Annotated in this window: 21 protein-coding genes; 7 read left to right on the top strand and 14 right to left on the bottom strand. The window is 62.0% G+C overall.

Going from position 1 to position 25418, the window contains the following annotated elements; translation table 11 throughout:
- Positions 1-32: 32 nt before the first annotated feature.
- The gene (locus PXH66_RS06235; RefSeq protein WP_330927732.1) at positions 33-560 is read left to right on the top strand and encodes an NADPH-dependent FMN reductase; all 528 of its coding nucleotides are present in this window, start codon (positions 33-35) and stop codon (positions 558-560) included.
- On the opposite strand, the gene PXH66_RS06230 is transcribed toward PXH66_RS06235, so the two are convergent.
- The 11 genes from PXH66_RS06230 to PXH66_RS06180 all read right to left on the bottom strand — a co-directional run bounded on the left by PXH66_RS06230 (position 545) and on the right by PXH66_RS06180 (position 12473).
- Positions 545-2050 (bottom strand): dienelactone hydrolase family protein, encoded by a 1506-nt coding sequence (locus PXH66_RS06230; RefSeq protein ID WP_330927731.1) that lies wholly within the window; start codon positions 2048-2050, stop codon positions 545-547. The genes PXH66_RS06235 and PXH66_RS06230 overlap by 16 nt on opposite strands.
- A 44-nt stretch (positions 2051-2094) precedes the next feature.
- Complete coding sequence (locus PXH66_RS06225) at positions 2095-2649, bottom strand: VOC family protein (protein ID WP_330927730.1); 555 nt, start codon at positions 2647-2649, stop codon at positions 2095-2097.
- A gap of 68 nt (positions 2650-2717) precedes the next feature.
- Complete coding sequence (locus PXH66_RS06220; RefSeq protein WP_330927729.1) at positions 2718-3905, bottom strand: pyridoxal phosphate-dependent aminotransferase; 1188 nt, start codon at positions 3903-3905, stop codon at positions 2718-2720.
- A 113-nt stretch (positions 3906-4018) separates the two neighbouring features.
- Positions 4019-4501: a hypothetical protein gene (locus tag PXH66_RS06215; RefSeq protein WP_330927728.1), complete on the bottom strand. Its 483-nt coding sequence runs from the start codon at positions 4499-4501 to the stop codon at positions 4019-4021.
- A 203-nt stretch (positions 4502-4704) separates the two neighbouring features.
- Positions 4705-5535: an inositol monophosphatase family protein gene (locus tag PXH66_RS06210; RefSeq protein WP_330927727.1), complete on the bottom strand. Its 831-nt coding sequence runs from the start codon at positions 5533-5535 to the stop codon at positions 4705-4707.
- 86 nt (positions 5536-5621) lie between these two features.
- A complete protein-coding gene (locus PXH66_RS06205) occupies positions 5622-6179 on the bottom strand; it encodes an FmdB family transcriptional regulator (protein WP_330927726.1) in 558 nt (185 codons plus the stop codon).
- A 94-nt stretch (positions 6180-6273) separates the two neighbouring features.
- Positions 6274-7152: a DUF3179 domain-containing (seleno)protein gene (locus PXH66_RS06200; RefSeq protein WP_330927725.1), complete on the bottom strand. Its 879-nt coding sequence runs from the start codon at positions 7150-7152 to the stop codon at positions 6274-6276.
- A gap of 171 nt (positions 7153-7323) precedes the next feature.
- On the bottom strand, positions 7324-8541 hold the full coding sequence (locus PXH66_RS06195) for a Y-family DNA polymerase (RefSeq protein WP_330927724.1): 1218 nt from the start codon (positions 8539-8541) through the stop codon (positions 7324-7326).
- 51 nt (positions 8542-8592) lie between these two features.
- Positions 8593-9237: a hypothetical protein gene (locus PXH66_RS06190; protein WP_330927723.1), complete on the bottom strand. Its 645-nt coding sequence runs from the start codon at positions 9235-9237 to the stop codon at positions 8593-8595.
- A 49-nt stretch (positions 9238-9286) separates the two neighbouring features.
- A complete protein-coding gene (locus tag PXH66_RS06185; protein ID WP_330927722.1) occupies positions 9287-9844 on the bottom strand; it encodes a DUF4252 domain-containing protein in 558 nt (185 codons plus the stop codon).
- 109 nt (positions 9845-9953) lie between these two features.
- Complete coding sequence (locus PXH66_RS06180; RefSeq protein WP_330927721.1) at positions 9954-12473, bottom strand: DEAD/DEAH box helicase; 2520 nt, start codon at positions 12471-12473, stop codon at positions 9954-9956.
- Between the two features lie 128 nt (positions 12474-12601).
- On the opposite strand from PXH66_RS06180, the gene PXH66_RS06175 reads away from it, so the two are divergent.
- Positions 12602-13426, top strand: a complete 825-nt coding sequence (locus PXH66_RS06175) for a glutaminyl-peptide cyclotransferase (protein ID WP_330927720.1) — start codon at positions 12602-12604, stop codon at positions 13424-13426.
- A 25-nt stretch (positions 13427-13451) separates the two neighbouring features.
- On the opposite strand, the gene PXH66_RS06170 is transcribed toward PXH66_RS06175, so the two are convergent.
- A complete protein-coding gene (locus PXH66_RS06170) occupies positions 13452-13907 on the bottom strand; it encodes a glycine zipper domain-containing protein (RefSeq protein WP_330927719.1) in 456 nt (151 codons plus the stop codon).
- A gap of 144 nt (positions 13908-14051) precedes the next feature.
- Between PXH66_RS06170 and PXH66_RS06165 the strand changes: the two genes are divergently transcribed.
- The gene (locus PXH66_RS06165; RefSeq protein WP_330927718.1) at positions 14052-14783 is read left to right on the top strand and encodes a YebC/PmpR family DNA-binding transcriptional regulator; all 732 of its coding nucleotides are present in this window, start codon (positions 14052-14054) and stop codon (positions 14781-14783) included.
- Between the two features lie 45 nt (positions 14784-14828).
- Here the strand turns inward: PXH66_RS06165 and PXH66_RS06160 are convergent, their stop codons facing one another.
- Together PXH66_RS06160 and uvrA are read right to left on the bottom strand one after the other, a co-directional pair.
- Positions 14829-15041 carry a hypothetical protein gene (locus PXH66_RS06160; protein WP_330927717.1) on the bottom strand — a complete coding sequence of 71 codons (213 nt, stop codon included), beginning with the start codon at positions 15039-15041 and terminating at the stop codon, positions 14829-14831.
- Between the two features lie 60 nt (positions 15042-15101).
- Positions 15102-17984: an excinuclease ABC subunit UvrA gene (uvrA, locus tag PXH66_RS06155; RefSeq protein WP_330927716.1), complete on the bottom strand. Its 2883-nt coding sequence runs from the start codon at positions 17982-17984 to the stop codon at positions 15102-15104.
- A gap of 231 nt (positions 17985-18215) precedes the next feature.
- On the opposite strand from uvrA, the gene PXH66_RS06150 reads away from it, so the two are divergent.
- The 4 genes from PXH66_RS06150 to PXH66_RS06135 all read left to right on the top strand — a co-directional run bounded on the left by PXH66_RS06150 (position 18216) and on the right by PXH66_RS06135 (position 25092).
- A complete protein-coding gene (locus PXH66_RS06150; protein ID WP_330927715.1) occupies positions 18216-20177 on the top strand; it encodes a DUF1302 domain-containing protein in 1962 nt (653 codons plus the stop codon).
- A 30-nt stretch (positions 20178-20207) separates the two neighbouring features.
- Positions 20208-21557: a DUF1329 domain-containing protein gene (locus PXH66_RS06145; protein ID WP_330927714.1), complete on the top strand. Its 1350-nt coding sequence runs from the start codon at positions 20208-20210 to the stop codon at positions 21555-21557.
- Entirely contained in the window at positions 21557-22585 is a 1029-nt protein-coding gene (locus PXH66_RS06140; protein WP_330927713.1) for a WD40/YVTN/BNR-like repeat-containing protein, read from the top strand. The genes PXH66_RS06145 and PXH66_RS06140 overlap by 1 nt, the downstream gene beginning before the upstream one ends.
- A gap of 170 nt (positions 22586-22755) precedes the next feature.
- On the top strand, positions 22756-25092 hold the full coding sequence (locus PXH66_RS06135; protein ID WP_330927739.1) for an efflux RND transporter permease subunit: 2337 nt from the start codon (positions 22756-22758) through the stop codon (positions 25090-25092).
- Positions 25093-25418 lie beyond the last annotated feature (326 nt).

Here is a 25418-nt window from a genome sequence, read left to right as displayed (position 1 = left end):
CGCCACCGCCAAAGTTCCCAATGGTGAACGGCATGGGTCTCCTCATTATCTCCGCCAGCCTCAATCCGGGCAGCAAAAGCCGACTCCTCGCACAAGCCGCTCTCTCGGCTTTGCAAACCGACAACATCGAGGTCGAGTTTCTGGATCTGCGCGACTCTCCGCTTCCGCTTTGCGACGGTGGCGCGGCCTACGGCGATCCCAATGTGGCGTTGGTCAGCGCCAAAATCTCCGCCGCCGACGGCGTGATTATCGCGTCTCCGATTTACAACTACGACGTCAACGCCGTGCTCAAGAATCTCATCGAGCTCACAGGCAAGGCGGCTTGGGAGAACAAAACCGTGGCCTTCCTCAATGCCGCCGGAGGGGCCTCCTCCTACATGTCGATCATGGCGCTGGCCAACAGCCTGATGCTGGATTTTCGCTGTGTGATCGTGCCCCGGTTCGTCTACGCCGTGCCCGGTGATTTTGCCGCTGGCGCCATCGGCAACCCTCAGATCGTCGAGCGCATTGCCGCGTGTGCGCACGCCACCGCCGAGCTGGTGCGTCAGCGCAGTTCGTAGATTTCGATCAGCACGTCCCCGGCGTCGGCCGTTCGGCCACGCGCCTGCACGGAAAACACCCCTGCCGGGAGATCGACCACCAACGCCGCGTCCCGACTTCCGGGCGTCAAAGGAAAGGCCCCCACTTGCGCCATGGCGCTGACCAATGAAGCCGTGACCAAGGGCTCGGCCGACCAATCATCATTGATCGCGAATTGCTCAGCCCCGCCGTCGCGATGCCAGAAAACCGCAAGTTCCGGGTCCTCGACCACGTCCGCTACGCCGTGTTCGACCAACCCCGGCCCCACCGCTCGCACCAACACTCGACCCGGAGCCGATCCGCCTATCACGAAACCGGCCGTCAGTTTCGGGGCCGTCTCAGCCAACGTGCCGCGCATGGATACATTGAGAATGGCCCCCGGTTCGGTATCGCCGAATTTCAACTCGGCCGGCCACGTCCAGACTTCGCCGGTATCGTCGCTCAACCGCGCCCGATACACGCCCGCCTGGGTTTGGTTGAGCTGCTGTAAATTGAGTTCGAGATCGTGTTCCCCCGGCACAATTGCGTCCTCCCGCCACCACGTTACGGCCAGCGGGCCGGATCGAGCCTGAGCCTCAATCGTGAATGTCACATCGTCTCCCACTGTCGCCACCACACTCACGGGATGTCGGACGATGCGTGGTCCGCGCGCGACCGTGACATCGCCTGATTGGGATTGTGCGAACATCCACTCGGCGAGTGCCGCATGAGCGTAGACGGCATTCCAGATGCCGTGCCCGCCGGACGCCCATTCCGTGTAGCGCAAGTTCGAAGCCGTCTCCACTATTTCAAAATCCCCCGTGCGTGCAGTCGGATACGAGGGCACGACCTGGCCATGCTCGACCAAGATCGAATTGACCACGGCTCGGCTGGTCCCGACGGAAACAACGGGGTCATCCCGGGCGTGAAACACCCACAGCGGCACGCCTCGCATCGCCGCCGGCGTGAACCCGGTGGCGGGCGTGACCCCGCAGATCGGAACCGCCGCCGCAAAAGTCTCCGCCTGCGCGACCAATAGATTCCACACCCCGCCGCCGCCCATGGAAAATCCGGTAAGGTAAACCCGATCCGCATCCACCTCCCGGTTGGCCATGATTACCTGCACCTGCGCGAGCACCCGCGCATGACTTTCAGCCGACCGCCAGGTGGCGGTCGCTTGGGGAGCGTAAAGAAAAGCTCCACGTTTCTGCGCCACCGCCAACAGATTCCAAAAATCGACGACATTGGACCGATTGTCCGTGCCAATCGCCCCTCCGCCATGCAGTGCCACGATGAGCGGCCGCGGTGACCCGCCACTCATTGCCTCCGGCGGGACGTATAACCGCCCCGGTAGTCCCGGCACACTCACATCCTCGTAAATGTCCACGTTCTGAGCTGAAATTCTCAGCCCACTGACGAGGGCGCAAAGCAACAGGAGTTGCGGACGACTCAGACCGATCGGACGAAATAGGCGGCACGGAACACGCTTCATGCGAAGGTCAACCCCGCCGCGCCGGGAACTCCGCCAGCCTCCGATCAGGGCTCGCCGTAACGTTCGAGCAGTTCCACCGTGGCGCCCAGCGCGTCATGCGTGTCGGCATAGCCGTATTCTCCGCCGTCCCAACCACCGGACATGATAATCGGCAAACCCGCGGCGTCGTAGGCATCCACATACGCCTCCCCCAGTCCCTTCACCGCAAACGCCATGTGGTGCACGCCCTCGCCCTTGGTATCCAAAAATTCCTGCCAATGGTTGGGTTCGTCGTCGAGCGGGGACAACAGCTCCACCTGAATGTTCTCCAACTGAATAAAAGCCAACCGCACCTTCGCGGCGGACGGCTTTCCGCGGAACACCGTCGGATTCGCATGATGGCCGGTGGCGACGATGGTGGCCGGCTTTTCCGCCAAACCGAGAAATTTGGTCCAATGCGCCAACGTCGCATCCATGTCTTTCACCACGATGCCGATGTGCAACATGTTGCGTTGAGGCACGAGTGCGTCGGCGGGCAGGTCGGACGACCGCGCGGTTTCTTCCGCGGCGAATGCCCCCGTTACCACCATCAACGAACAGAAAAAGGTAAGCAGTTTCATGGCACCCAAAATGCAAAACGCCCACCGCGGATGGCGATGGGCGTTTTGAAATGCGTTAACGAGCGAGACTACAGCGTGCCGCAGAATCGGGCGAACCGCTCCAGTCCCTTCGCCAGCGTCTCGTCGGACGTGGCGTAGCTGATCCGCACGAATCCCGGCGTGCCAAACGCACTGCCCGGCACGGCGGCGACCTTCTCGGTCTCGAGCAACCGCTCGCAAAATTCGAGGTCGCTGATGCCAAAGCTGGAAATGTTCGGGAAGAGGTAGAACGCGCCCTGCGAAAGCAGGCAGTTGACGCCGGGAATCTTGTTCAGCTCACCATGCACGAATTTCCGCCGACGATCAAAAGCCACCAACATCTCGTCGAGCGCGGCCTGCGTTTTGTCCTTCTCGGTGTAGGCGGCCAACGCGCCCCATTGCGCGAACGTGGTGGCGTTGGAGGTCATTTGACTCTGCAACTCCGCCACGGACTTGGCCACCGCCACCGGTCCGACCAAAGTCCCGAGACGCCAGCCGGTCATGGCGAAGGTTTTGGCAAAACCTGACACGATGATCGTGCGTTCGCGGGCGGCGTCCGAGAACGACGCCGGGGAGACATGCGTGACGCCATCGTAGAGCAGATGCTCATAGATTTCGTCGGACATGATGTAGAGGTTGTGCTTCACCGCGACGGCCGTGATTGCCTCCAACTCCGACGGCGTGTAGACGGCGCCGGATGGGTTCGAGGGCGAGTTGAGAATGATCAACTTGCTCTTCGGCGTGATCGCCGCCTCCACCATCTCGGGGGTGAGTTTGAATCCCGTGGCGTCGGTCGCGACGACGAGCTTGGGCGTGGCTCCGGCCAACTTGACCATTTCGGGATAACTCACCCAAAACGGCGCCGGGACAATCACTTCATCGCCGGGGGAGCAAACGGCCAAAATCGTCAGGTAGCAGGAAAACTTGCCCCCCGGGCTCACCACCACCTGAGCCGCTTTGGTCGGGATGCCGTAGAGGTCCGTGTATTTGGCCGCGATGGCCTCTCGCAACGGCGGGATTCCCGGCGTCGGGGCGTATTTGGTTTTCCCCTCCCGCAGGGCCTGCATGGCAGCCTCCTTGATGTGGGCGGGCGTGTCGAAGTCGGGTTCGCCGGCGGCGAAACCACAGACATCTTCGCCGGCAGCTTTGAGAGCCTTGGCTTTCGCGTCGACGGCCAGGGTCGGCGACGGCGAAACGTTAAGGGCCCAAGTGGATAGTGGCGCGGGGACGTTGCTCATGGTCAAAACGAGCGAGACCTAAGGGCCCATAAAAACGAAAAGCAAGCCCCGCACTGGCGGTGACTTGCTTTGTCATAAGCCGACGGTGACGCGGGTGCGTCACTGCGATCAACTTAGCGGGACTTCTTCGACTTTTTAGTCGCTTTCTTCGCGGCCTTTTTGACCACTTTTTTGGCCGGGGCCTTGGCGGCTTTTTTAGCAGCCTTCTTGGCCGGAGCCTTGGCGGTCTTCTTCGCCACCTTCGCGGCTGGTTTCGTCACTTTCTTTTTGCCTTTGGCGACCTGCGTCTTGGCGGGCTTGGCCACCGAGAGATCATCCAAGGCCGCGCGGAGGAGCTCGCCCACGCTGACCTTTTTCTTGCGGGAGCTGCGCGACAGCACGGTCTTCATGTCGGCGGGCAGACGCACCGAAATTTGACGATGCTCTTCGCGGGTCGACTCGTAACGGTCGAAGTTGAATTTCGCGAGCGCCAGACGCACGACCTCGCTGGAAGAGGCGAGTCCGAGTTTGGACTGGGCGGAACTTATCTTGTCGATCAACGAAACCGGCAGATCGAAAGTAAGGGGCGAAGCGGGACGTGAAGCTTTTTTGGCCATGGCAGGGTAGGTATCAACCGAACAATCGAGGAAGTAGGAAGCTTCCAAGGAATCCTCCCCTGCCCCTTGCTAGCAATGCAAAACTGCACTCAATCTGCGGTTTGATCTGCGGATTTCACGGGAGCGGTCCGTATTGCCCTCAGCCCTACCCCGAAATTTCCGGGGTCATCCGAATTCCCACCCGCAGCCGCGGGCGTGATGGATTAACAACCGGGGGCGTCGGCTTCGGTCAGAATTTCAGCCAACGATGCGCACACCGCCGCACTGCCACCGACATACAGGATACGCGGCATGTCCAAGTCAAAGCGGCGCAAGGGCAACGGGTTGTTGGCGAGAAATGTCACCTGCCCTCCGGCGGCGCGCACCATCGGAATGCCCGCCGCGATGTCCCACAGCTTCACGTTGTGATCCACCGTGCCGTCAAACAAACCGGCCGCGACATAAGCCAGATGCAGGGCGCTGCTGCCCAGGGCGCGCACTTTGCATTGCCGCACCACCGCGTCGCCGTGGTGTGGATACTTGCTGGCCTCGTGGGGACTGTGAAAACCGATGACCGAGGTTCGGCTCAATTCCCGGGTGCGCACCGTGGTCTGCGTTTCGCCGTCCCACATGCCAAAACCCGGTCCCCCGTGCATCAAGCGGCGGCGGGAGGCGTCATAGATCACTCCATACACCGGCTCGCCGTGTTCGAACAACGCCAGCGAGATCGCACATTGCGCCAAGCCGGTGGCAAAGTTGTTGGTGCCGTCGATCGGATCGAGCACCCAGGCGAACCGGCTGGACACCTCGATCGGTTGATCCGTCATCAACTCCTCGCTGAGCCCGATATCCTCCGGGAAGGTCGCGATCAATTCTCCCAAAATCGCTTCCGAGATCGCATGATCCGTTTCAGTCACCCGGCTGCCGTCCGCCTTCCAATCACTGGCGACACGACCGAGGTCCGCCTCCAGCCGCGCCCGTTGGCCGAGCACGGCTTTTTTAGCCGCCGCGATACGGCTGAGCAAGGAATCGGAAGAGTCGTGATCCGTGGACATCGCCGTCACGATGGAACGGTCTGCCCGCCCTTTGCATTAAAAAACGGGATTCGGCGCGGAATCGTCTCGCCCGCCTCTCCCGTCGTTTATTCGTAATCGTAAAGTTTCGGGTCGCGTCGCGGCGGCAGCGAGCGACTGCGAAAGCGGTGCCGGGGTTCCTTGGGGTCCGGCGCGGGACCGCCCTCGCCGCCCATGCCACCCATGCCACCCATGGGATCGCCGTCGCCGTCATCGCCGCCCAGTTGTTCTTCCAACGAATCGGGGTCCGCACCTTCCTCGAGCTTGCGCACGACTTCCTCCATTTCGCCGTCGAGCTTTTCGCCGGTCATCTCGGCCATCCGTCGCATCATGCGTCCCATGGCTTTAGGGTCGTTTTCATCGACGTTGGAAAACTCGCTCTCCATCGCGGCCATCGCCGCCTCCATCCGGGCGTCATCCTCGCCACCCGCCGCATCACCTCCGGATGCGGGCGGAGCCTCATCGGAGGCTCCGGGCTTCGTGATGGCGAAGCCGGAGACCATTTTGCGCATGCGGAACCGGGGGTTGTCAGGGCAGCGCGGAATCAGTTCCCCTTGCGCCAGACTCTTGGCGTAGAACTGGTAGACCGTGTTGTTATTGGGACAGTAATACTCGTATATCGGCATGGCTTATCATTCGGACAACGGCAGCAGATCACGCGTTACCGGCCCGATTGCAAGCCTGCTCCGGAATCGCCCCACGACCGGTCCTCCGCGTCGCCTAACGCAATGGCATCCACACCGAAGTCTCGGGGTAGAACGCCTGCCACGCGAACCAATAGACGGAAACCGTGGGCAAGGGTTCACCGGTCATAATGTCGGTGACCACCACGTCGTCCGTCGTCTCATCATAGACCACGTTGATGGGCCGGGCCCCGATCGCGTCGTAGAGCTGCTTTTTCTTGCGAATGGTTTCCAACGGCCAGGAGCGAGCCGCCCAACCTTCCTTCATGGCGATCATCCGCTCCTTGGTGCCAAATTCATCGCGGTTGATATCGAAAGGAAAGATCGTCGCTTTCGTTTCCTCGTAATCGCCGTAAGGCCAATCACCTGCGTAATCGGCGTCATGGCCCGTATCGGTCGACAATACCTTTCCGGTCGGAAACAACTTTTTCCACGCCGCCCATTTCATGCGCCGCGACGGAAGCGAGACCAGCTCCTCATCTCCCGTGGCCCCCGTCACACCGGTCATTCGCAACTGCGACCACAGGCTCTCGGTGGCGCGGTCATACATGAGCAGGCAACTGTTATACAGCAGTCCGGAAACCCCAAACATCCGGCGGGTGCCGTCGGGGTTTACCCCGGGATCGAAGACCACGCCCGACCCCGAAAGCGCGCTGTAGGTCACCGTGATCGGGCGTTCACCGAACAGATCGTTCACGATTTCGTGCCACACCATGATTCGTAACGGATACGCCCGCGTCTCCGCGCCGATCGTGACGCTGAGCACGTAGTCGTCGTCCAGCATGATGGTGGCTTCCTCCGGCGTTACCCATGACGTCCGGTCGAGCGCCGCGATGCTGTCCTTGGCGGGAGCAGCTCGCACGAGATGCTCGGGGGGGACCACTGCATCATCGACCACGAATCCGTTGATGGTCACGGCCGCCAGGGGTAGAGCGGTTACCGAGCACAACCATAACGAGCAAATTGCACCGGCGCGGACATACCGGCGCACAAAAAATTCACGAACTATCTGGGGCCAAAAACACATGAATTTGCGGAGGCTCTTCAATCTGCCACCGGGTGGCGATAGAAATTTCTCATGGCAACGCTAACCCGAACGCCTCTCGTCGGGCGGCCGTGCGAGCCCCCGACGGCGACCGGCGGTGGGGGTTTCCAACTGGTGACCATGCCGCACGGTCGCGCCGGTTTTTCCCGCGTTTAACTGATCCAACAATCCCGCCAACCGACGCCGTTTGGCGGCGTTCTCGTCGAAAATCTCCATCTGGACCGGACCGTCGTCGACACCGGAAAACTTCACACTGATCAGCCGCAGGGCCCGCCGACGCTGCGTCCACGCCTTGGTAATCAACGGGGTCAACAAGGCATAAAAATCTCCCTCCAGGTCCGACGCCAGCGGCAGACTTTTCCCGGCCGACTCCTGCGTGAAGTCCGCGTAGCGCACCTTCAAAGTCAGGGTGCGCACCCGTTTCCCATCCGCCCGCACTTTCGGCATCAGATGATCGATCATGCCTTTGGCCACATTGGTAATCGCATCGAGTTCCACGATATTGGTGCCAAACGTCTCCTGCTGGGAATAACTCTTGGCGTCTTCATGATCCGGTTGGACGGCCCGCTCATCGTGCCCGGCGCAACGCTGGCGAAACTCCCGCCAGCCGTTACCGAAACACGCTGCCAGTTCGTCATCACTGCGGGTCAATACATCGCCAATGGTATGGATCCCGCGCGCCGCCAACCGCGGCTGCGTTTTCCGGCCGATCCCCGGCATCTCCCCGATATCCAACGGCGCCAAAAACGCGGCTTCGTCCCCTGGCGCCACCACGACAAAACCGCGCGGCTTGCGCAGTTTGCTCGCGATCTGCGACACCAGTCGGTTGGTCGCGATCCCCATGGAAACCGGTATCTGCAACACGTCCCAGATCCGCTGCTGCAACTGCCGCACCCGTGCCTCCACCGCGGCGGCATCGCGCAACCCGCAGGGGCTCAAATCAAGATATCCTTCGTCGATGGAATTGCGCTGCACCAGCGGCGTGACTTCCTCGCAAAGGTCAAACATACGCCGCGAGACGCCGCCGTAGTCACCTTCGTGGGGCAACAGGATCAGATCCGGGCAGACCTTCAGCGCGCGCTGCGATGGCATCGGCGTGTAAACCCCCACCGCCCGCGCTTCATAACTGGCCGACGATATGATCCCGCGTTGACGGCCTCCCACCGCCACGCGCTTGCCCCGCAACTCCGGCCGTTGGGCCAACTCGACCGAGACAAAAAACGCGTCCGCGTCGAGATGAACTATGGTCGCCGGTGTCACGCCCCAGCAAATCCCGGGGCGGCGTGTCCGGTCAAGCGCGGCGGGGATCGGTTAGAAGCGATCGCGCTGCGACGGCCGCGATGCCAGTCCGATCTGGTCGCGAAAATCGCCCGCGTGCATTGCCACCAGCTCACGCAGCGGCGCCACGTCGCTGGCAGCCGAGACGATCACCAGTTCGGTGCCGTTGCACACCGCGACGCAAAGGTTGATTTCGTCCGCATCATCCCACGACTCCGGGGTGTAAACCATCACGGTGCTGCCGCCGTCGTTGACCGCGACCAACCGGTGCCAGCCTCGACCGGTCATGCGCTCGGCCGATGCGTTCATCATGGCCGCCCGTTCCGCCTGCGAGGGTTGGTGGCTCAGCCGATACACGCCGACACTGGCCTCCCGCACCCCCGACAACACCTGACGCGCTTCCGGCGGCACGTCGTCGATGAATGTCGTCACGATGCGAGCTACACCGATCATGGCCGGCCCGACTGAAAATTGCACCTCCGTTCGGGCATCCCAAGCGGCGGCTTCCTCCATCGCCAGGCGCATGTCCTGGGCGTCGCTACCGAGGCGAAAAACACTCGCCGCCTCGACCGCGACCACCACGAGCGACGCGACGATCATCACGATGAACCAATGCATCCACCGCGTGCCACGGCGAGGCTGAGGAGAGGAGATGGGAGCAGTCGCGGGAGTCGTCATGGCGAGGAACAGGATTCAAGGTTGGGGACGGGAGGCGAAAACGCGCGCCTTAGCTCTTGGCCCGGCGCGCCACGTGCAGTTCGCGCAGCGGATCGATATCGAGCGACTCGCCCAGGGCGGCGATCTGGTCGAGTGCGACATCACCCACGATGTTCACCAGCACGGCTTCGCCGTTCTTGCCGATCACGGTCACGACCACGCCATGGATGGAGTCACCGCTGGATTCCTTGAGAAACACCGCGACATCATCGCCGCTCTTTTCCCGCACCGTGACGACGCGCGTCCAGCCCTGGGCGTCGAGGTCGTCCCGCACGGAATTGATGCGCGTGACGATGGAGCCCCGGTTTTCATCGTTCACCCCGAAAACATTCACGCGAACGCGTTCGAGACTGCGGAGCAAATCAGCCACTTCGGGCTCTTGATTTTTGGTGAAAGCGGCGGCGAGCCGGAGCAGGGCCGGATTGATGTCGACTTCGACGTATTGCTCGCCGGCTTCGGCGTCAAATTTGCCAAAATCCACCCAGCCCGGAGAGGCGGCAAAAGCGGAACTGGCGAAAACCGCCGCGATCGTGGCGGCGGCAGTGATTTTGCGTAAAGATGAGATCATGAGGGGATGGAATTGAGGGGAATGCTGGTGCGACCGAACCGCGGCCGCTCATATCCTCAACACCCCACCCGTCCCTCGAAAGTTGCAGAAAACTTTCCGCGGTCTCCCCTCACCCTCCGATCGGGGTGAGGCCCTCCCACTGCAACCCGACCGCGGCCGTCTCCCGGGCCGCCGCCAGATCCACCGTGCACACCAGTTCCCAATCGTTGTGCTCGTCGTGATCGATCAGAACCTGCGCCACGCGCCAGCTATCTCCGTCTGCTTCGATGTGCGTGTGTTTGGCCGATCGCCCTGCGGGATCGAGCCGGAACCACCCCCGCGCCTCGCCGTAAGCCGTGAACGCATCTTCGACGACGCGTTGGTCCACCCCCACGCGATCCGCCAGGGTCTCCCACTCTCCCGCGACCACATCCTGCAAAATGGCGTGCATCGCAAAACGCACCAGACGCGTAAACGCCGGGCGATCGCGCGTGATGTCCAGGCTCTGCGGCCGCTCCGGTTTGTCGGCCACCTCGGCCGCCACAAAGTCCGGATTTTGCATCCGTTCCCACTCTTCCAGCAAACTCGAATCGACCCCACGAATCAGCTCGCGGAAATAGTCCTCCAACTCGATCACCGCTTCCGTTTTGGCCGTATCCGGCACCGTCTGACTCAGCACCTTCCACGTCTGGGAAAGATGGCGCAACAGCAGCCCCTCGCTGCGTTGCAAACCATAGCGTTTGATGTAGTCGGAAAACGAATCGTAGCGCTCGAACATTTCCCGCGTGATCGATTTGGGCCGCACGTTTTCCTCGCCCACCCACGGGTGCGCGGCGGCAAAGGCATTGAAGGTTTCGTAGAGAAACTCCCGCAGCGGCTTCGGATGTTCGATCTCATCGAGCTTGGCCATGCGCGCATCGTATTCGACGCCGGCTTCCTTCATTTCGACCAACGCATCCGTCTTCATGCGATCAAGTTGTTTGCGCAAAATCGCGTCCGGGTCCTCCACGATGGCTTCGCACAAGGTCAGCACATCGAGCGCGTAATCGGGCGACTCCCGATCGAGCTGCGGGAGCGTATCAATCAGGTAAAGCGACAAGGCGTGATGCAGCGAAAAGTCCTCCTGTAGCTCTACATTCACCCGCAGTTTCCGCCCGCTCGTTTCGCGCGGAATCCAGTCCACGATTTGGCGATCCAACAACCCGCGAAACAGCTGCCAGGCACGTTTGCGCAGTTGCGCTTTCCGGTGCGGCGTTTCGTGCGAACGCGCGATCAAATCCTTCACCGCCCGGCATCCGTCGCCGGTGCGCGACAGCAACAGCAACAACATGCCGTGCGTGATCGTGAACTGCGATGACAGTTCCTCGCACGGGGCGTCCTGCAGCTTCTGAAACGTCTTCTCATCCCACACCACCGCGCCGGGCGGAGCCGTGCGTTTTACGAGCTTCTTTTTCTTCTTCGCATCGGTGGCGGCTTTGGCCTCCGCACGTTTGTTTTCGATGATGTGTTCCGGAGCCTGGGCGACCACGAAGCCTTGATCGTCATATCCCCGTCGTCCTGCCCGCCCGGCCACCTGGCGAAAATCGCGCACACTCAACACCGCCGCCTTGCGTCCGTCGTATTTCCACAACTGCGTGAAAATGACGGTGCGAATCGGAACATTGATCCCGACCCCCAGCGTGTCCGTGCCACAGATGATTTTGAGCAACCCCTGTTGGGCGAGTCGCTCCACCAGGATTCGATACTTCGGCAGCAGTCCGGCGTGATGCACCCCGACGCCATGACGCAACCAGCGTTTCATGTCCTTGCCGTAGGGACTGTTAAATTTCGTGCCCTCCAACGCGGCCGCCAGTGCCGCTTTTTCTTCCTTGGTGCTCAGGTTAAGACTCATCCAACTCTGCGCCGATTCCGACGCCGATCGCTGCGTGAAATACACCAAATAGATCGGCGCCTGTTTCGCTTCGATGAGCTCCGACACCCGCTCGACCAGCGGCGTTTCGGAATACTCAAATGCCAGCGGCACGGGCCGCCGGTCACTGCGCACCGTTACACTCCGCGCTCCGGTCAGATCCGTGAGTTCACGTTCAAAAAATGACGTGTCGCCCAACGTCGCCGACATCAGCAAAAACCGACTGTGCGGCATGCCGAGCAACGGGACCTGCCAGGCGTATCCACGCTCGCCATCGCTGTAGTAGTGAAACTCATCCATGACGACCACCCGCACGTCGGACTCGTCGCCCCGCGCCAGTGCGATGTTGGCCAGAATCTCCGCCGTGCAGCACAGGATCGGAGCTTGGGGATTCACCGAGGCATCGCCCGTCATCATGCCCACGTTTTCCGGACCGAAGTCACGACACATGGAGAGGAATTTTTCATTCACCAAGGCCTTGATCGGACACGTGTAAACCGAGCGTTCCCCCGCGCACAATGCACGGTAATGCACCGCTGCCGCGACCAGGGACTTCCCCGATCCCGTCGGAGTATTCAGAATCACATTGCTGCCCGCGAACAGCTCCAGAATTGCTTCTTCCTGCTCCTCATAGAGTTCCAAACCACGGGACGCCATGACCTCCAGAAACCGATCCAGGGCGGCGTCGGAATCAGTCAGGTCACCGACCGGTGGTCGCAAGGGGGCTTCAAGTTCAGGCATCGCAACGAGCACGGTGGCGCCGCCGGATTTTGGCAACCCTTCGCGGCAGCGGTCCGTCGGAGATTTTCGCTTTTCTTCGCGTCTTCACGCGGCGTTGATTTCTTGCCCCCCGATTCACTTTGTCCCTCATGCCCACGTTCACCTCTCACCTCATCATCGCCCGATGGCGGCTCGGTATCGCGCTGTGGTGCGGGGCGCTGGCGGCCGGTTCGACATCAGCCGCCGAGGCGGAGGAAAACGCCCCGCCAGCGGAACCGACACGCTATGGTTTTGAGATTGTCCACCGCTGGCCGCACGACCCCGAAGCCTTTACCCAAGGTCTGTTGTTTCACGACGGCATGCTGCTCGAAAGCACGGGTATGAATGGCCATTCCAGCCTGCGACGGGTCGATCTTACCACGGGCAAGGTCCGTCAACGCGTCGAGGTGAATCCCTTGTTTTTCGCGGAAGGTCTGACCGTGATCGGGACCAAGGCATATCAACTCACATGGCGCAGTCGCACCGGGTTTATCTACGACGTCGATTCGTTGGAGCTCGTGGATCAGTTTCCCTATCCCACCGAGGGCTGGGGGCTCACCACCGACGGTGAGTCCCTGATCATGAGCGACGGATCAAACTCGATCCATTTTCTGGATGCGCACTCCTTCGCTCACCAACGCACCGTCGAGGTCGTCTTCAACGGCCAGCCCGTCCACCGGCTCAACGAGTTGGAATACATCGGGGGAGAAATCTACGCCAATATTTGGCAGACCCATCACATCGTGCGGATCGACCCGAAAGACGGTCGCATCACCGGCATCATCGATCTCACCGGACTGGAACCCACGGATGACCGGCGTCATCGCGCCGACGTGCTCAACGGCATCGCCTACGACGAAGCCGGTGACCGTTTGTTTGTCACCGGCAAGTATTGGTCCGAGCTCTTCGAGATCCGGTTGGTTCCGCAGACGTGATCCCGCCGCGGGCTCCCCGCTCGGCCTAGCGGCCGATCTCGCGGTCAGCCACCTGACGGCGACGCAGGTTGGCCTTTTCCTGATCGGTCAACAACACGCCCATGGGCACTTCGGGACGGGCATCTCCGCGGGCTTGCAGAATGTCCATTTCCTCATCCGTCATCAGACGCATGTAATCATCGAGCGAATAACCGTATTGATCGCGGGCGGGTTGCGCCCGGACCGTGCCGCGTTCGTAGCGGCGGTCTTCCTCGCGGTCCTTGTTGGCCCCGACCGCGGAGCCCGTGACGGCACCGGCCGCCGCGCCAATGGCGGCCCCCGCGCCGGCTTCGCCGGATTGATGACCGATGACCGCGCCGATCACCGCGCCCGCCAAAGCGCCAACTTTGGCGCCTTCACGCTCGTGCGTGCCGGCGTTGTTGCAGCCACTCGCAAAGACTAAAGCCGCGAGCGAAAAAGTGGAGATGAGTGTTTTGGACATGATGATATAATGCTTTCGACCCTTTGAGACGCATCCGGTTCGGGTAAGATTCATCCAAATTTGAAATAATTCATCAAATTCCGCGATATCAGCGTGCTTACGTGATTGCCGGGGCCACAACCCGGGCCGTAGATACGGCGCCATATGGGTCGTCAATGGCTACACGCGAAGCGGGCAATCGTTAACAACAAGAAGGGGCAGTTCGTGGGCAAAATCGTCAAGGAACTGTCCGTCGCGGCGAAGTTGGGCGGCCCTGACGCCGACGCCAACCCACGCTTGTTTGCCGCCATTGAAAAGGCCCGCAAAGCCAGCGTCACCCGTGAGGTGATCGAGCGGGCCGTGCGTAAAGGCGCCGGCATCGGCGACGACAAGATGGTCATGGATCTCATCGTGTTCGAAGGTTACGCCCCCCACAAGGTGGCCGTGATCGTCGAGGCCTACACCGACAACGTGCAGCGCACCACTCCGGAGGTTCGCGTGTTGTTTCGCAAAGGCGTGCTCGGTCTCGCGGGCAGCAACAAGTTTCTCTTCGAACACGTCGGCATCGTCGAGGCCGCGCATGCGGACACCGGTATCGATCCGGAGGAGGCCGCCATCGAAGCGGGAGCCAACGATTTCGCGCCGTTGAGTGCTGACGAAAATGACGACATTCCCGCGGACCACCTCGGGGCCCGCTTCCTGACCGAGCGGACCGATACCCACGCCGTATCGACCTGGCTCACCCAAAACGGCTGGTCCGTCGTCACGGCCGAGATTGGCTACGTGGCCAAAATGTTTCCCGACCTCACCGACGTGCAACGCGAAGAAGTCGGAGAGTTCCTGCAGGCCCTGGAAGACCACGACGACGTGCAACGCGTCTGGGCCGCCGTGCGCTGATCGCACGGCTTCGGGCGCGTCCGCGGCGGCGTCGATCCGCCGACACTATTCCTTGTGCGCGAGCCACAACGCCGTGGCCACGGCCGCGAACACGAGCGTGGGGCCAACGATCCACCAAGCGTCGATCGGCACGCTCCAGTGTGCCACCGCCCAGTGCACAAATTCGCACTTGGCGAGAATCAACACCCATGCGCAACCGAGATACCAGCGTTCGCCGGTGGATAGCCGCACCTTCGGCAAATGAAGGTTGAAGTGCATGGGCGCATTCTACGCGCCGCGCTCATGAACCGCCACGCATGGGTTGGCGCAGATGCCGCGTCATTTGACCGCTGGCAGCGGATCAGCCCAACGCTTCAACGCCTGGCCTGTGGCACTGGCGGAGGTTTTTTCGATACCTTCGCGCGGACCGGCATAGACGATTTCACCACCGTGCCGACCGCCGCCCGGTCCGAGATCGATGATCCAGTCGGCGAGATTGATCACGTCGAGATTGTGCTCGATTACGATCACGGTGTGGCCGGCATCGCGCAGTTTGAACAGCAGATCCATGAGGTGCTGGATATCAACCCAGTGCAGCCCCGTCGTCGGCTCGTCGAGAATGTAGAGGGTGTCGCCCTGGGACCGCTTCGAGAGCTCCAACGACAATTTCAATCGCTGCGCCTCACCGCCCGAAAGGGTCGTCGCCGACTGCCCGAGCTGCAGGTAACCGAGCCCGACGGCCGCCAGCGTTTCCAACTTGTCCATCACCTTGGGAATGTTGCGAAACAAGGACATCGCATCCCGCACCGTCATCGCCAGCACGTCCGCGATGGAATGACCGTGGAACAGCACTTCGAGCGTCTCGCGATTGAAGCGTTTGCCACCGCAACTCGGGCACGGCGCGTAGGCGTTGGCCAGAAACTGCATGTCCAGTTTGATGGCGCCGTCGCCCTGGCAGCGTTCGCACCGTCCGCCGCGGATATTGAAGGAGAACCGACTCGCCTTGTAGCCGCGCACTTTCGCCAACGGCACTTGGGCGAAGAGGTCACGCAGGTGGTCGAGCAGCTTCGTGTAGGTCGCCGGGTTGGAGCGCGGACTGCGTCCGATCGGCGACTGATCCACCTGCACCAGTTTTTCAAAAAACTCCAGATGCTCGATGTGACGGTGCAGCCCGGGCATCGCCTTGGCTCGATTGAGTTTGCGCGCCGCGGCCGTGGCCAGGATGTCGTTGACCAATGTGCTTTTGCCCGACCCCGACACTCCGGTCACACAAGTCAAAAGCCCCACCGGGAAACGCGCGTCGACGCCCCGCAAGTTATTTTCGCGCGCTTCGCGCACGGTCAGAAACGCGCCGTCCGAAAGTTTTGTGGGAGCCGATTTTTCGACGCGCAACTTTCGTGACAAATACGGTCCGCTGACGGACTGCTTCGCATCGGCCTGCATGAGTTGCGCCGGCGCGCCTTGGAACAACACGCGTCCGCCCTCCGTGCCCGCCCCCGGTCCGAGTTCGATCACTTCGTCGGCGATGCGCATGGTGTCTTCGTCGTGCTCGACCACGAGCACGGTGTTGCCGCGGTCGCGCAGGGCGATCAACAGACGCAGCAGTTGGTCGTTGTCCGCCGGGTGCAACCCGATGCTGGGTTCGTCGAGCACGTAGATCACGCCCATGAGCCCCATGCCGAGCTGAGTCGCGAGCCGCACGCGTTGGGACTCCCCCCCGGAAAGCGTGCCGTAGTCGCGATTGAGGGTGAGATAACCAAGCCCGACTTCGCCCAAAAAGCGTAACCGTTGCTCGATGCCCGTCACGACGTCGCGCAGCGACTCCTCGCGTTTGAATCGTTCCTGCAACGCCACCGCCACCTCATGCGCTTCCTGCACATCGAGCGCAAAAAACTCCGGCACATTGAGCCGTCGTTCACCGGTGGAAATCACGACTGCACTGCTGCGGGCGTTGAGCCGCGAACCGCCGCACTCCGGACAAGGACCGCCGATCATGTAGGTGGACAACCGCGCCCGGAATCCATCGCTCTCCGTATTGCGCCAAGTCTCGTCGAGGGCCGGAATCACCCCGGTCCACGGCATCGCTTTGGGCTCGCGCATGCGTTTGAGTTTGAACGCGAACAACCGGTCGCCGCCGCCGTGCAGCAACGTTTCGCGCACGTCCTCAGGCAGATCCTGCCACGGCGTATTCGCGTCAAACGGCAACTGTTCGGCCAGCTGCTTGAGCATCGCGTTGTGTTGGATGATGAGGTTCTTGCCGCCCAGTCGCCACGGTTTGAGCGCCCCGCCGCGCACGGTTTTGGTTTTGTCCGGCACGACCAGATCGGGCACGAACCGCAGCTTGCGACCCAACCCGCCGCAGGTCGTGCAGGCGCCTTGATTGTGGTTAAACGAGAAATGCCGCGGCGTGAGTTTTTCGAACACGTCGCCACAGATTTCACAGGCCAGCGACTGGCTCAGCTTGATTTCCCGCCATGGCGCATCGCGCTTCGCCTGGGCCAGCACCATCGCGCGATCCGCGCCTTCCCGAAAAGCGAGCTCCAACGAGTCCGACAACCGACTGCGTTGATCGACCACCGCCACCAAGCGGTCGACCACCAGGTCCACTTCGATCGGCACGACCCCCTGACCCGACGGCACGATGTCCGCCTCGTCGAGTTGTTTGATTTCGCCCCCGATCCGCACCCGCTGAAATCCACGCTGACGCAGCCGCGGCAATTCCTCGCGCAGCACACTGGCCTTCGCCACCAAAGCCGGCGCCAGAATCATGATACGCTGGCCGGCCGCTTCCGCCAGCACCCGCGCCACGTTGTCATCGAGCGAACGTCGTTCGACCTTGCCGCCGTCCTTGGGACAGTGCGCCTCACCGTGCAACGCCCACAGCAACCGCGCGTAATCCGCGACTTCGGTCACCGTCGCGATCGTGCTGCGCGGGGACTCGCCGGCGGTGCGTTGCTCGATGGCCAGCACCGGCGACAATCCGTGCACGAAATCCACATCCGGCCGCGGCAGTTGCTCCAGCACCTGCCGCGCAGAGGTCGACAGCGACTCCATGTATTTGCGGTAGCCTTCCGCGTAGATCGTATCGAACGCCAACGACGATTTCCCCGACCCCGAAGGCCCGGTCACGACCACCAATTTCCCCCGCGGCAGCCGCACTTCCAAGTTCTGGAGATTGTGCTCTCGGGCTCCTTTGACGTGGATGTGCGTTTCGGCCTGCATGGGAGGAACGCACACCTTACGGAAAATCCCCGCGCTGCAAGGGCCGAATAAATCCTAAACTCCCCGCCGCTTCGTTCCGATGGATGAGGTTTTCCCTCTTGTCTCACTTTCCGGGCGGCGTAACGTCCGCGTCACACTACGGCTCCGGTAAAACCCTTATTTTCCCCGCCGGACCGCCCCTTCCTGATCTTAGCCGTTTAGTGGAGGGTCTTTCTCGAACTACATCATTCCATGCAACGCATTGTAACTACTCGCCGCTGGTGGCTGGCGGGCTCCCTCCTGATTACCTCGTCACTCGGCGCCATCACTTTTACGGAAGGCGATCTCAGCGGCAGCTGGGACACCACCATTTCCGCCGGCGGCATCTACCGTCTGGACGACCCCGATCCCGACCTCTACGGCACTTCCAACGGCGGCAACGCCAACTCCGTCAACACCGATGACGGCAACCTGAACTTCACCGACGGATGGGTCTCCAAGGCCTTCAAGGTCACCTCCGAACTCGAGCTGACCTACGGCGACCATCTCGGTTTCTTCACCCGGGGTTCCTGGCTCTACGACGACGCCGTCGAAGGAGCGAACAATCTGCGCAAACCACTCCGTGCCGAAGCACTCGACCGCGCCGGCAATCGGCTCGACTACTTTGATCTCTACGGCGTCGTGCGCTTCGATGTCGGCGATACGCCCGTCGACGTGCGCCTCGGTCGCCAGGTGCTCAGCCTCGGCGAAAGCACGTTCCTGCCCAACGGCAACAACATCGTGAATCCCGTCGAGGTCGCCAATCTGCGCGTCCCCGGCGCCGAACTCCGCGAGGGGTTTCTCCCGGTCAACATGCTGAAGGTCTCGGCCGACCTCACCTACAACCTGTCCGTCGAAGCGTTCTGGTTGCTGGAGTTCCGCCACACCGAAATCGAACCCGCCGGCACTTATTTTTCGACCAACGACTTCGCCTCGCGCGGCGGTGACATGGTGTTCCTCGGTTTCGGCGCCTTGCCCGATACCGGCACACTCGGCGCCATCCCCCGCGGTCGGGATGACGAGGGCAACAACTACAACCAATGGGGCCTCGCCCTGCGTTACCTCGCCCCCGGCCTCAACGACACCGAGTTCGGCGTTTACTTCGCCAAGTTCCACAGCCGCTTGCCGCTGATCAACGCCATCACGCCCGCCCGCCCGATCAGCTCCGCCGAGGTGCAGGGCACCGCCTCCGCCATCGCCCAGCAGCAACTCGTGCCCGCCATGATCGCCAACGGCGTGCCGGCGCAGGCGATTCCCTCCATCCTGCCGACGCTCCTCGGCGCCGCACTCACCAATGTGCCCGCCGCCGCTATTCCCGGCATCCCGTCGCTCGCGCCGTTCGCCGCGTTTTACCCGGCCGCCCAGAGCATTGCCGCCGGAGCCAAGCAGGTCGGTCTGCTCAACGCCGCCGCCACCGCCAACTACTTCATCGAGTATCCCGAGGACATCACCATGCTCGGCGCCAGCTTCAACGCCGACCTCGCCAATCTCGGCGTCGCCTGGCAGGGGGAGGTCTCCTACAAGCACGACATGCCCCTGCAGGTCGACGATGTGGAGCTGCTCTTCGCGGCCCTGTCCACGCTCGCCCCGCAGTTTGGAGCCAATAATCAGGTCGGCGACTACCTTGGCCAATACGGCACCATCGTCCGTGGTCATCGCCGCCACGACGTTTGGACCGCCCAGTCGACGATGACCAAGGTCTTCGGTCCCACCCTCGGGGCCAGCTCGCTCACCGTGCTCGGTGAAGTCGGTGGCCTCTGGGCCGACCTGCCCGCCAAGGATGTCCTGCGTTACGAAGTCTCCGGCACCTACACGTCGGGTAACCAAGCGTCCATGATCGGCACCGGCAGCGCCCTCCCCGCGACTCCGCTGAGCTACTTCGCCGACGACTTCGCGTGGGGCTATCAACTGCTCGCCCGACTCGAATACAACAACCTGTTTGCCGGCATCAATGTGCTGCCGACCATCGCATTCAGCCACGACGTTACCGGCAACAGCCCCGCGCCGTTGTCCAACTATCTTGAGGGACGCAAGTCGCTGAGCCTCTCCACCGAGTTCGTCTTCCAAAACACCTGGTCGGCCGACATTCGCTACGTGAACTACTTCGGGGGTGGCGTGCAAAACCTGCTCGGTGACCGCGATTTCTTCGCCACCACCATCAAGTATTCCTTCTAACCCGGGACCCGCCCCTCCCCTTTCGCTACGATGAAATCTTTTTTCCAACTCACCGGCGGCCTGCTCTCCGCCACCCTCCTCTCCGCCGCCATCAGCGAGGCCGACCTCGCCCGTCTCGGCGACGACCTCACGCCACTCGGCGGCGAAGTGGCCGGCAATGCCGACGGTTCCATCCCAGCTTGGAACGGCGGCCTCACCAGCGCTCCCGCCGGTTATACTCCCGGTGATCACCATCCCGATCCCTACGCCTCGGACACTCCGCTCGTCACCATCGACGCGACCAACCTGGCGACGTATCGCGATCAGCTCACCGCCGGGGCCGTGGCGTTGATCGAGACCTATCCCGACACCTACAAGGTCAAGGTCTACCCGACCCATCGCAGCGCCTCCGTTCCCCAACGCATCTCCGACGCCACTCGCGAATTTGCTCCCACCGCCCGCGTCGTCAACGACGGCTCCGGCGTCGAGGGCACCATTCGCGGCATTCCATTTCCCGTCCCGCAAAGCGGCATCGAAGTGTTGTGGAATCACCTGCTGCGCTACCGGGGTGACGCCGCCATCCGTCGCATCGGTCAAGCCGCCCCCCAACGCAACGGCAGCTACACCATGGTCGAGTTCGAGGACGAGTTCATGTTCAACTACGCCCGGCCCGACCTCGGTCCCGGCGACCTCAACAATACCATCATCTTCTTCAAACAAGCCGTGCTCGCGCCCGCCCGTCTCGCCGGGACCATCCTCATGGTGCACGAGACCCTCGACCAAATCGTCGAGCCCCGTCGCGCTTGGGTTTACAATGCGGGCCAACGCCGCGTCCGGCGCGCCCCGCAGGTCGCCTACGACAACCCCGGCACCGCCGCCGACGGCATGCGCACCAGCGACCAGTTCGACATGTTCAACGGCGCGCCCGATCGCTACACGTGGGAACTCGTCGGCAAGCGCGAGATGATCGTGCCCTACAACAGTTACCAATTGCACAGCGACCAGGTTTCTCCCGACGACATCCTTCAGCCCCTGCACATCAATCAGGACCTTGCCCGCTACGAAAAGCATCGCGTCTGGGTCGTCGAGGCCCGCCTGAAGGAAGGCACCAGCCACGTCTACTCCCGCCGCACCCTCTACGTCGACGAAGACTCCTGGCAGATCCTCGCCGTCGACCAATACGACACCCGCGGCGATCTCTGGCGTGTCTCCGAAGCCCACTGCATTAATTACTACGACGCGCAAACCTTCTGGAGCACCCTCGAAGTGCACACCGACCTCGTGGCCGGACGTTACCTCGCCATCGGATTGGACAACGACCAGCCGATGTATGACTTCACCATCGAGCGCGACGAACGCGATTACTCGCCCAACGCCCTGCGCAAGGCTGGCATCCGGTAATGTCCTGGTTCCGTTCCATCGCCTTGATGGATGTCGGGCGTAAAGCCCGACCCACCCAACCCATCCGCCGAGGGTCGGGCTTCACGCCCGACACCTCCACCGCCCCCCGTGGGTCGGGCTTTATGCCCGACACCCTCAGACGCTTCCTGGCCGTCGTAGCCACCCTGTTCACGGCCTCGCTCGTCAACGCCGCCGCTCCCGGACCGCTCCTGCTCGACGCCGCGCTGGTCGGCAACGACATCGTCGCCGTCGGCGAACGCGGTGTAATTCGCCGCTCCACCGATGACGGCCAGACCTGGTCCCCCGTCACGTCCGGCGTGCCCTACACGCTCTGCGCCATCAGTTTCGCGGACACCCGCAATGGCTGGGCGGCCGGCCACGGCGCCGTCATTCTGCGCACCACCGACGGCGGCAAAATTTGGGCCCATCAGTTCACCGGCCCCGATCCCGAATCGCCGTTTCTCGACGTGTTGGCCCTCGACCACGGCCACGTCATCGCCGTCGGGGCCTTCGGGGCCTTCTTCGAGTCTCACGACGCCGGCGCGACGTGGGAGCAGCAATGGATCCTCGATGACGACGTGCACCTCAATCGCATCACGCGCACCGTGGGCGGCACGTTGTTCCTCGCCGGGGAATTCGGCACCCTCCTCCGCTCCACCGACCACGGTGCCACTTGGGAACACCTCAGCACCGGCGACGACGGCTCGCTCTATGGCGTGATCGAACTCGCCAATGATTCCCTCCTCGCCTACGGCCTGCGCGGTCGCGTTTACCGCAGCACCGATCACGGTGACAACTGGACCGCCCTCAAAACCCCCGGCACCGGCCTCATCATGACCGGCATCGAACTCGCCTCGGCCCGCACCGTGATTCTCGCCGGCCAGGCCCGCACCTGGTGGATGAGTCACGACCACGGCGCGACCTTCGTAGCCGCCGGCGACGTCACCCCCGCCATTGCCGAAGTCCTGCTCACGCCCCACGGCAAACTCCTCACCTTCGGCGAAGACGGTGCGCAAGTGGCACCGTGAGAAAAAGTCCGAAGTAAGAAGCGACCATGATGCACCACGAACGCCGCCAGCGGAGTCTGGGGAATCCGCAAACAGAAGCGACGAACTCGTCCGCACCCTCGCGACCATTCGAAAATCTCGCTGACCACCTCTTACCTATGACTTCTTACTTGTTACTTGTTACTTAGGTGATGAAGGCCCGCGTCATCACCTTGCTTGAAACCTTCGTCTTCGACCATCGCACCAAGTTGGTCGTCGGCTTCATCGCGCTCACGGTGCTGATGGGTTGGTTCGCATCGCGCACGCACGTGGACGCGAGTTTCAAAAAATCACTGCCGCTGGAGCATCCCTACATTCAAACTTTCACCGAGTTCGAGTCCGACTTCGGCGGGGCCAATCGTGTGGTCATCGCACTCATGGCCAAGGACGGCAATATCTTCACCCCCGAGTTCTTCGCCGCCCTGCGCGAAGCCACCGACGCCGTCTTTTTCCTGCCGGGCGTCGACCGCGCCCAGGTCCAATCACTCTTCACCCCCAACGTCCGCTACGTCGAAGTCGTCGACGACGGCTTCGCCGGGGGCAACGTCATCCCGGCCGACTTCACGCCGACGCCAGCCAACTTCGCCCGCGTCAAATCCAACATCATCAAGTCGGGCAAACTCGGGCAGTTGGTCGCCAACGATTTTTCCGGAGCCATCATCAGCGCCCAACTCCTTGAGGTCGACCCCGCCACCGGCGAACGCATCGACTACATCGAAGTCGCCAACGCCCTCGAAGCCGACATCCGCGATCAGTTCGAGGGCTGGGCCGTCGACGTGCGCATGGGCGTGCACATCATCGGGTTTGCCAAGGTCATCGGCGACATCAGTGACGGCGCCCGCAACGTCCTGTTTTTCTTCGGCGTGGCCTTCGTCATCACCGGTCTGCTGGTGCTCTTTTACTCTCAATCGCTCAAGCTCACGGCGTTCACGCTCGGCTGCGCGACGATCGCCGTCATCTGGCAACTCGGTGCCCTCAACGCTCTCGGCTTCGGGCTCGATCCGTTCTCCATTCTCGTGCCGTTTCTCATCTTCGCCATCGGCGTGAGCCACGGCGTGCAGATGATGCGCGCCTACCGCGCCGAAGCCTTTTCGGGTCACTCCAGCGTCGAAGCCGCGCGCGCCGCGTTCCGACAACTGCTCGTGCCCGGCGGCGTCGCGCTGCTCACCGACACGCTCGGCTTCGTCACGATGCTCATCATCAAGATCGAGGTCATCCGCGAACTCGCCATCACCGCTTCGCTCGGCGTGGCCGTCATCCTCATCACCAATCTCTTCCTCCTGCCTATTCTGCTCTCCTACGTGCAGTTGCCCGATCACTATCAGGAGAAAATCGCCGCCCGCCGCGAACGCACCGATGCCGCGTGGCGCCGGGTCTGCGTCGTCATGCGGCCCGACGTTTCCGCCGCTATTCTCCTGCTGTGTGCCGGGCTCGGCTGGTGGGCGTTTGGTCAGTCCCAAAAAGTCCGCATTGGCGATATCAACGCCGGCATGCCCGAGCTCCGCCAAACCTCGCGCTACAACGAAGACAGCCGCGTCATCACGGAGAAATTTTCCATCGGCGTGGACATCCTCTCCGTCATCGCCGAAGGCGGTCCCGATGCCTGCGTCGACTACGAGGTCGTCACGCTCATGGATCAGTTTGCCGGCCACATGCGCACCATTCCGGGTGTGCAGTCGATCATCAGCCTGCCCACCGTCGCTAAAATCGTCAACGCAGGCTGGAACGAAGGATCGTTGAAATGGCGCATCCTGCCCTCGCACCCGCAGGCGCTCGCTCAAGCTGTTTCTCCCATCGAGACCGCGACCGGCTTGCTTAACGCCGACGGCAGTGTGATGCCCATCATGATCTTCCTATCCGACCACCGCGCCGAAACCCTCACCGGCGTGACCGATGCGGTGAAAGCGTTCGCCGCCGCGCACCCGTCCGACAAAGTCCGCTTCCGCCTGGCCAGCGGCAACGCCGGTGTCATGGCCGCGACCAACGAAGTCGTGCAGGCCGCCCAATACCCCATCGTGTTTTGGGTCTTCGGGGCCGTGATCACGCTTTGCCTGATCACGTTCCGCTCGATCCGTGCCATGCTCTGCATCGTGCTACCGCTGCTGCTCGTGAGCTATCTCGGTTACGCGCTCATGGTGTATTTGGAAATCGGCCTGAAGACCTCCACTCTGCCCGTCGTCGCGCTCGGTGTCGGCATTGGCGTCGACTACGGTATCTACATCTTCTCGCGCCTCTCCGAAGCCATGCGGGAAGGCAAAGCCTTTGAGGACGCCATGTTTGAAGCCTTCACTCGCACCGGAAGTGCGGTGGTATTCACGGGACTTACTTTGGCGATCGGGGTGAGCACGTGGATCTTTTCTCAACTCAAGTTCCAAGCCGACATGGGCGTGCTCCTCACCTTCATGTTCCTTGTCAACATGATCGCCGCCATCATCATCCTCCCCGCCCTCGCCCGCTGGCTCTACCGCCGCCCCCGCCAGAACGCCTGAGGTTCAACTACACCGACCTCCGCGTTCGTCCGTCTTTCTATTTCTCCCTCGCAGGGTTTTAAAACCAGGCGCCTCCAGCACCGGAAATTGAACCGCCAAATTCGCGTGAGTATGAGAGATAGGTTCTGAAAATAAATCCCGAAAAATCAGCGCTGACCACGACCTGATACCGGGCCAGATCTTCATGGTTGCGGTATCTCCTAATCGCATTTCGGAAAGCCCCCAAGAAATCAGAACATCGAAAAGAGCAGCGTATATCTCAGAACCGTGAACTCGAACTCCTCCTTTGTTAATTTCCGACGTGCAACCAGACAAATGATCAGATC

The sequence above is a fragment of the Synoicihabitans lomoniglobus genome, assembly GCF_029023725.1.
GTDB classification, from domain to species: domain Bacteria; phylum Verrucomicrobiota; class Verrucomicrobiia; order Opitutales; family Opitutaceae; genus Actomonas; species Actomonas lomonigloba.
This window is presented reverse-complemented; position numbering and strand designations above follow the sequence as displayed.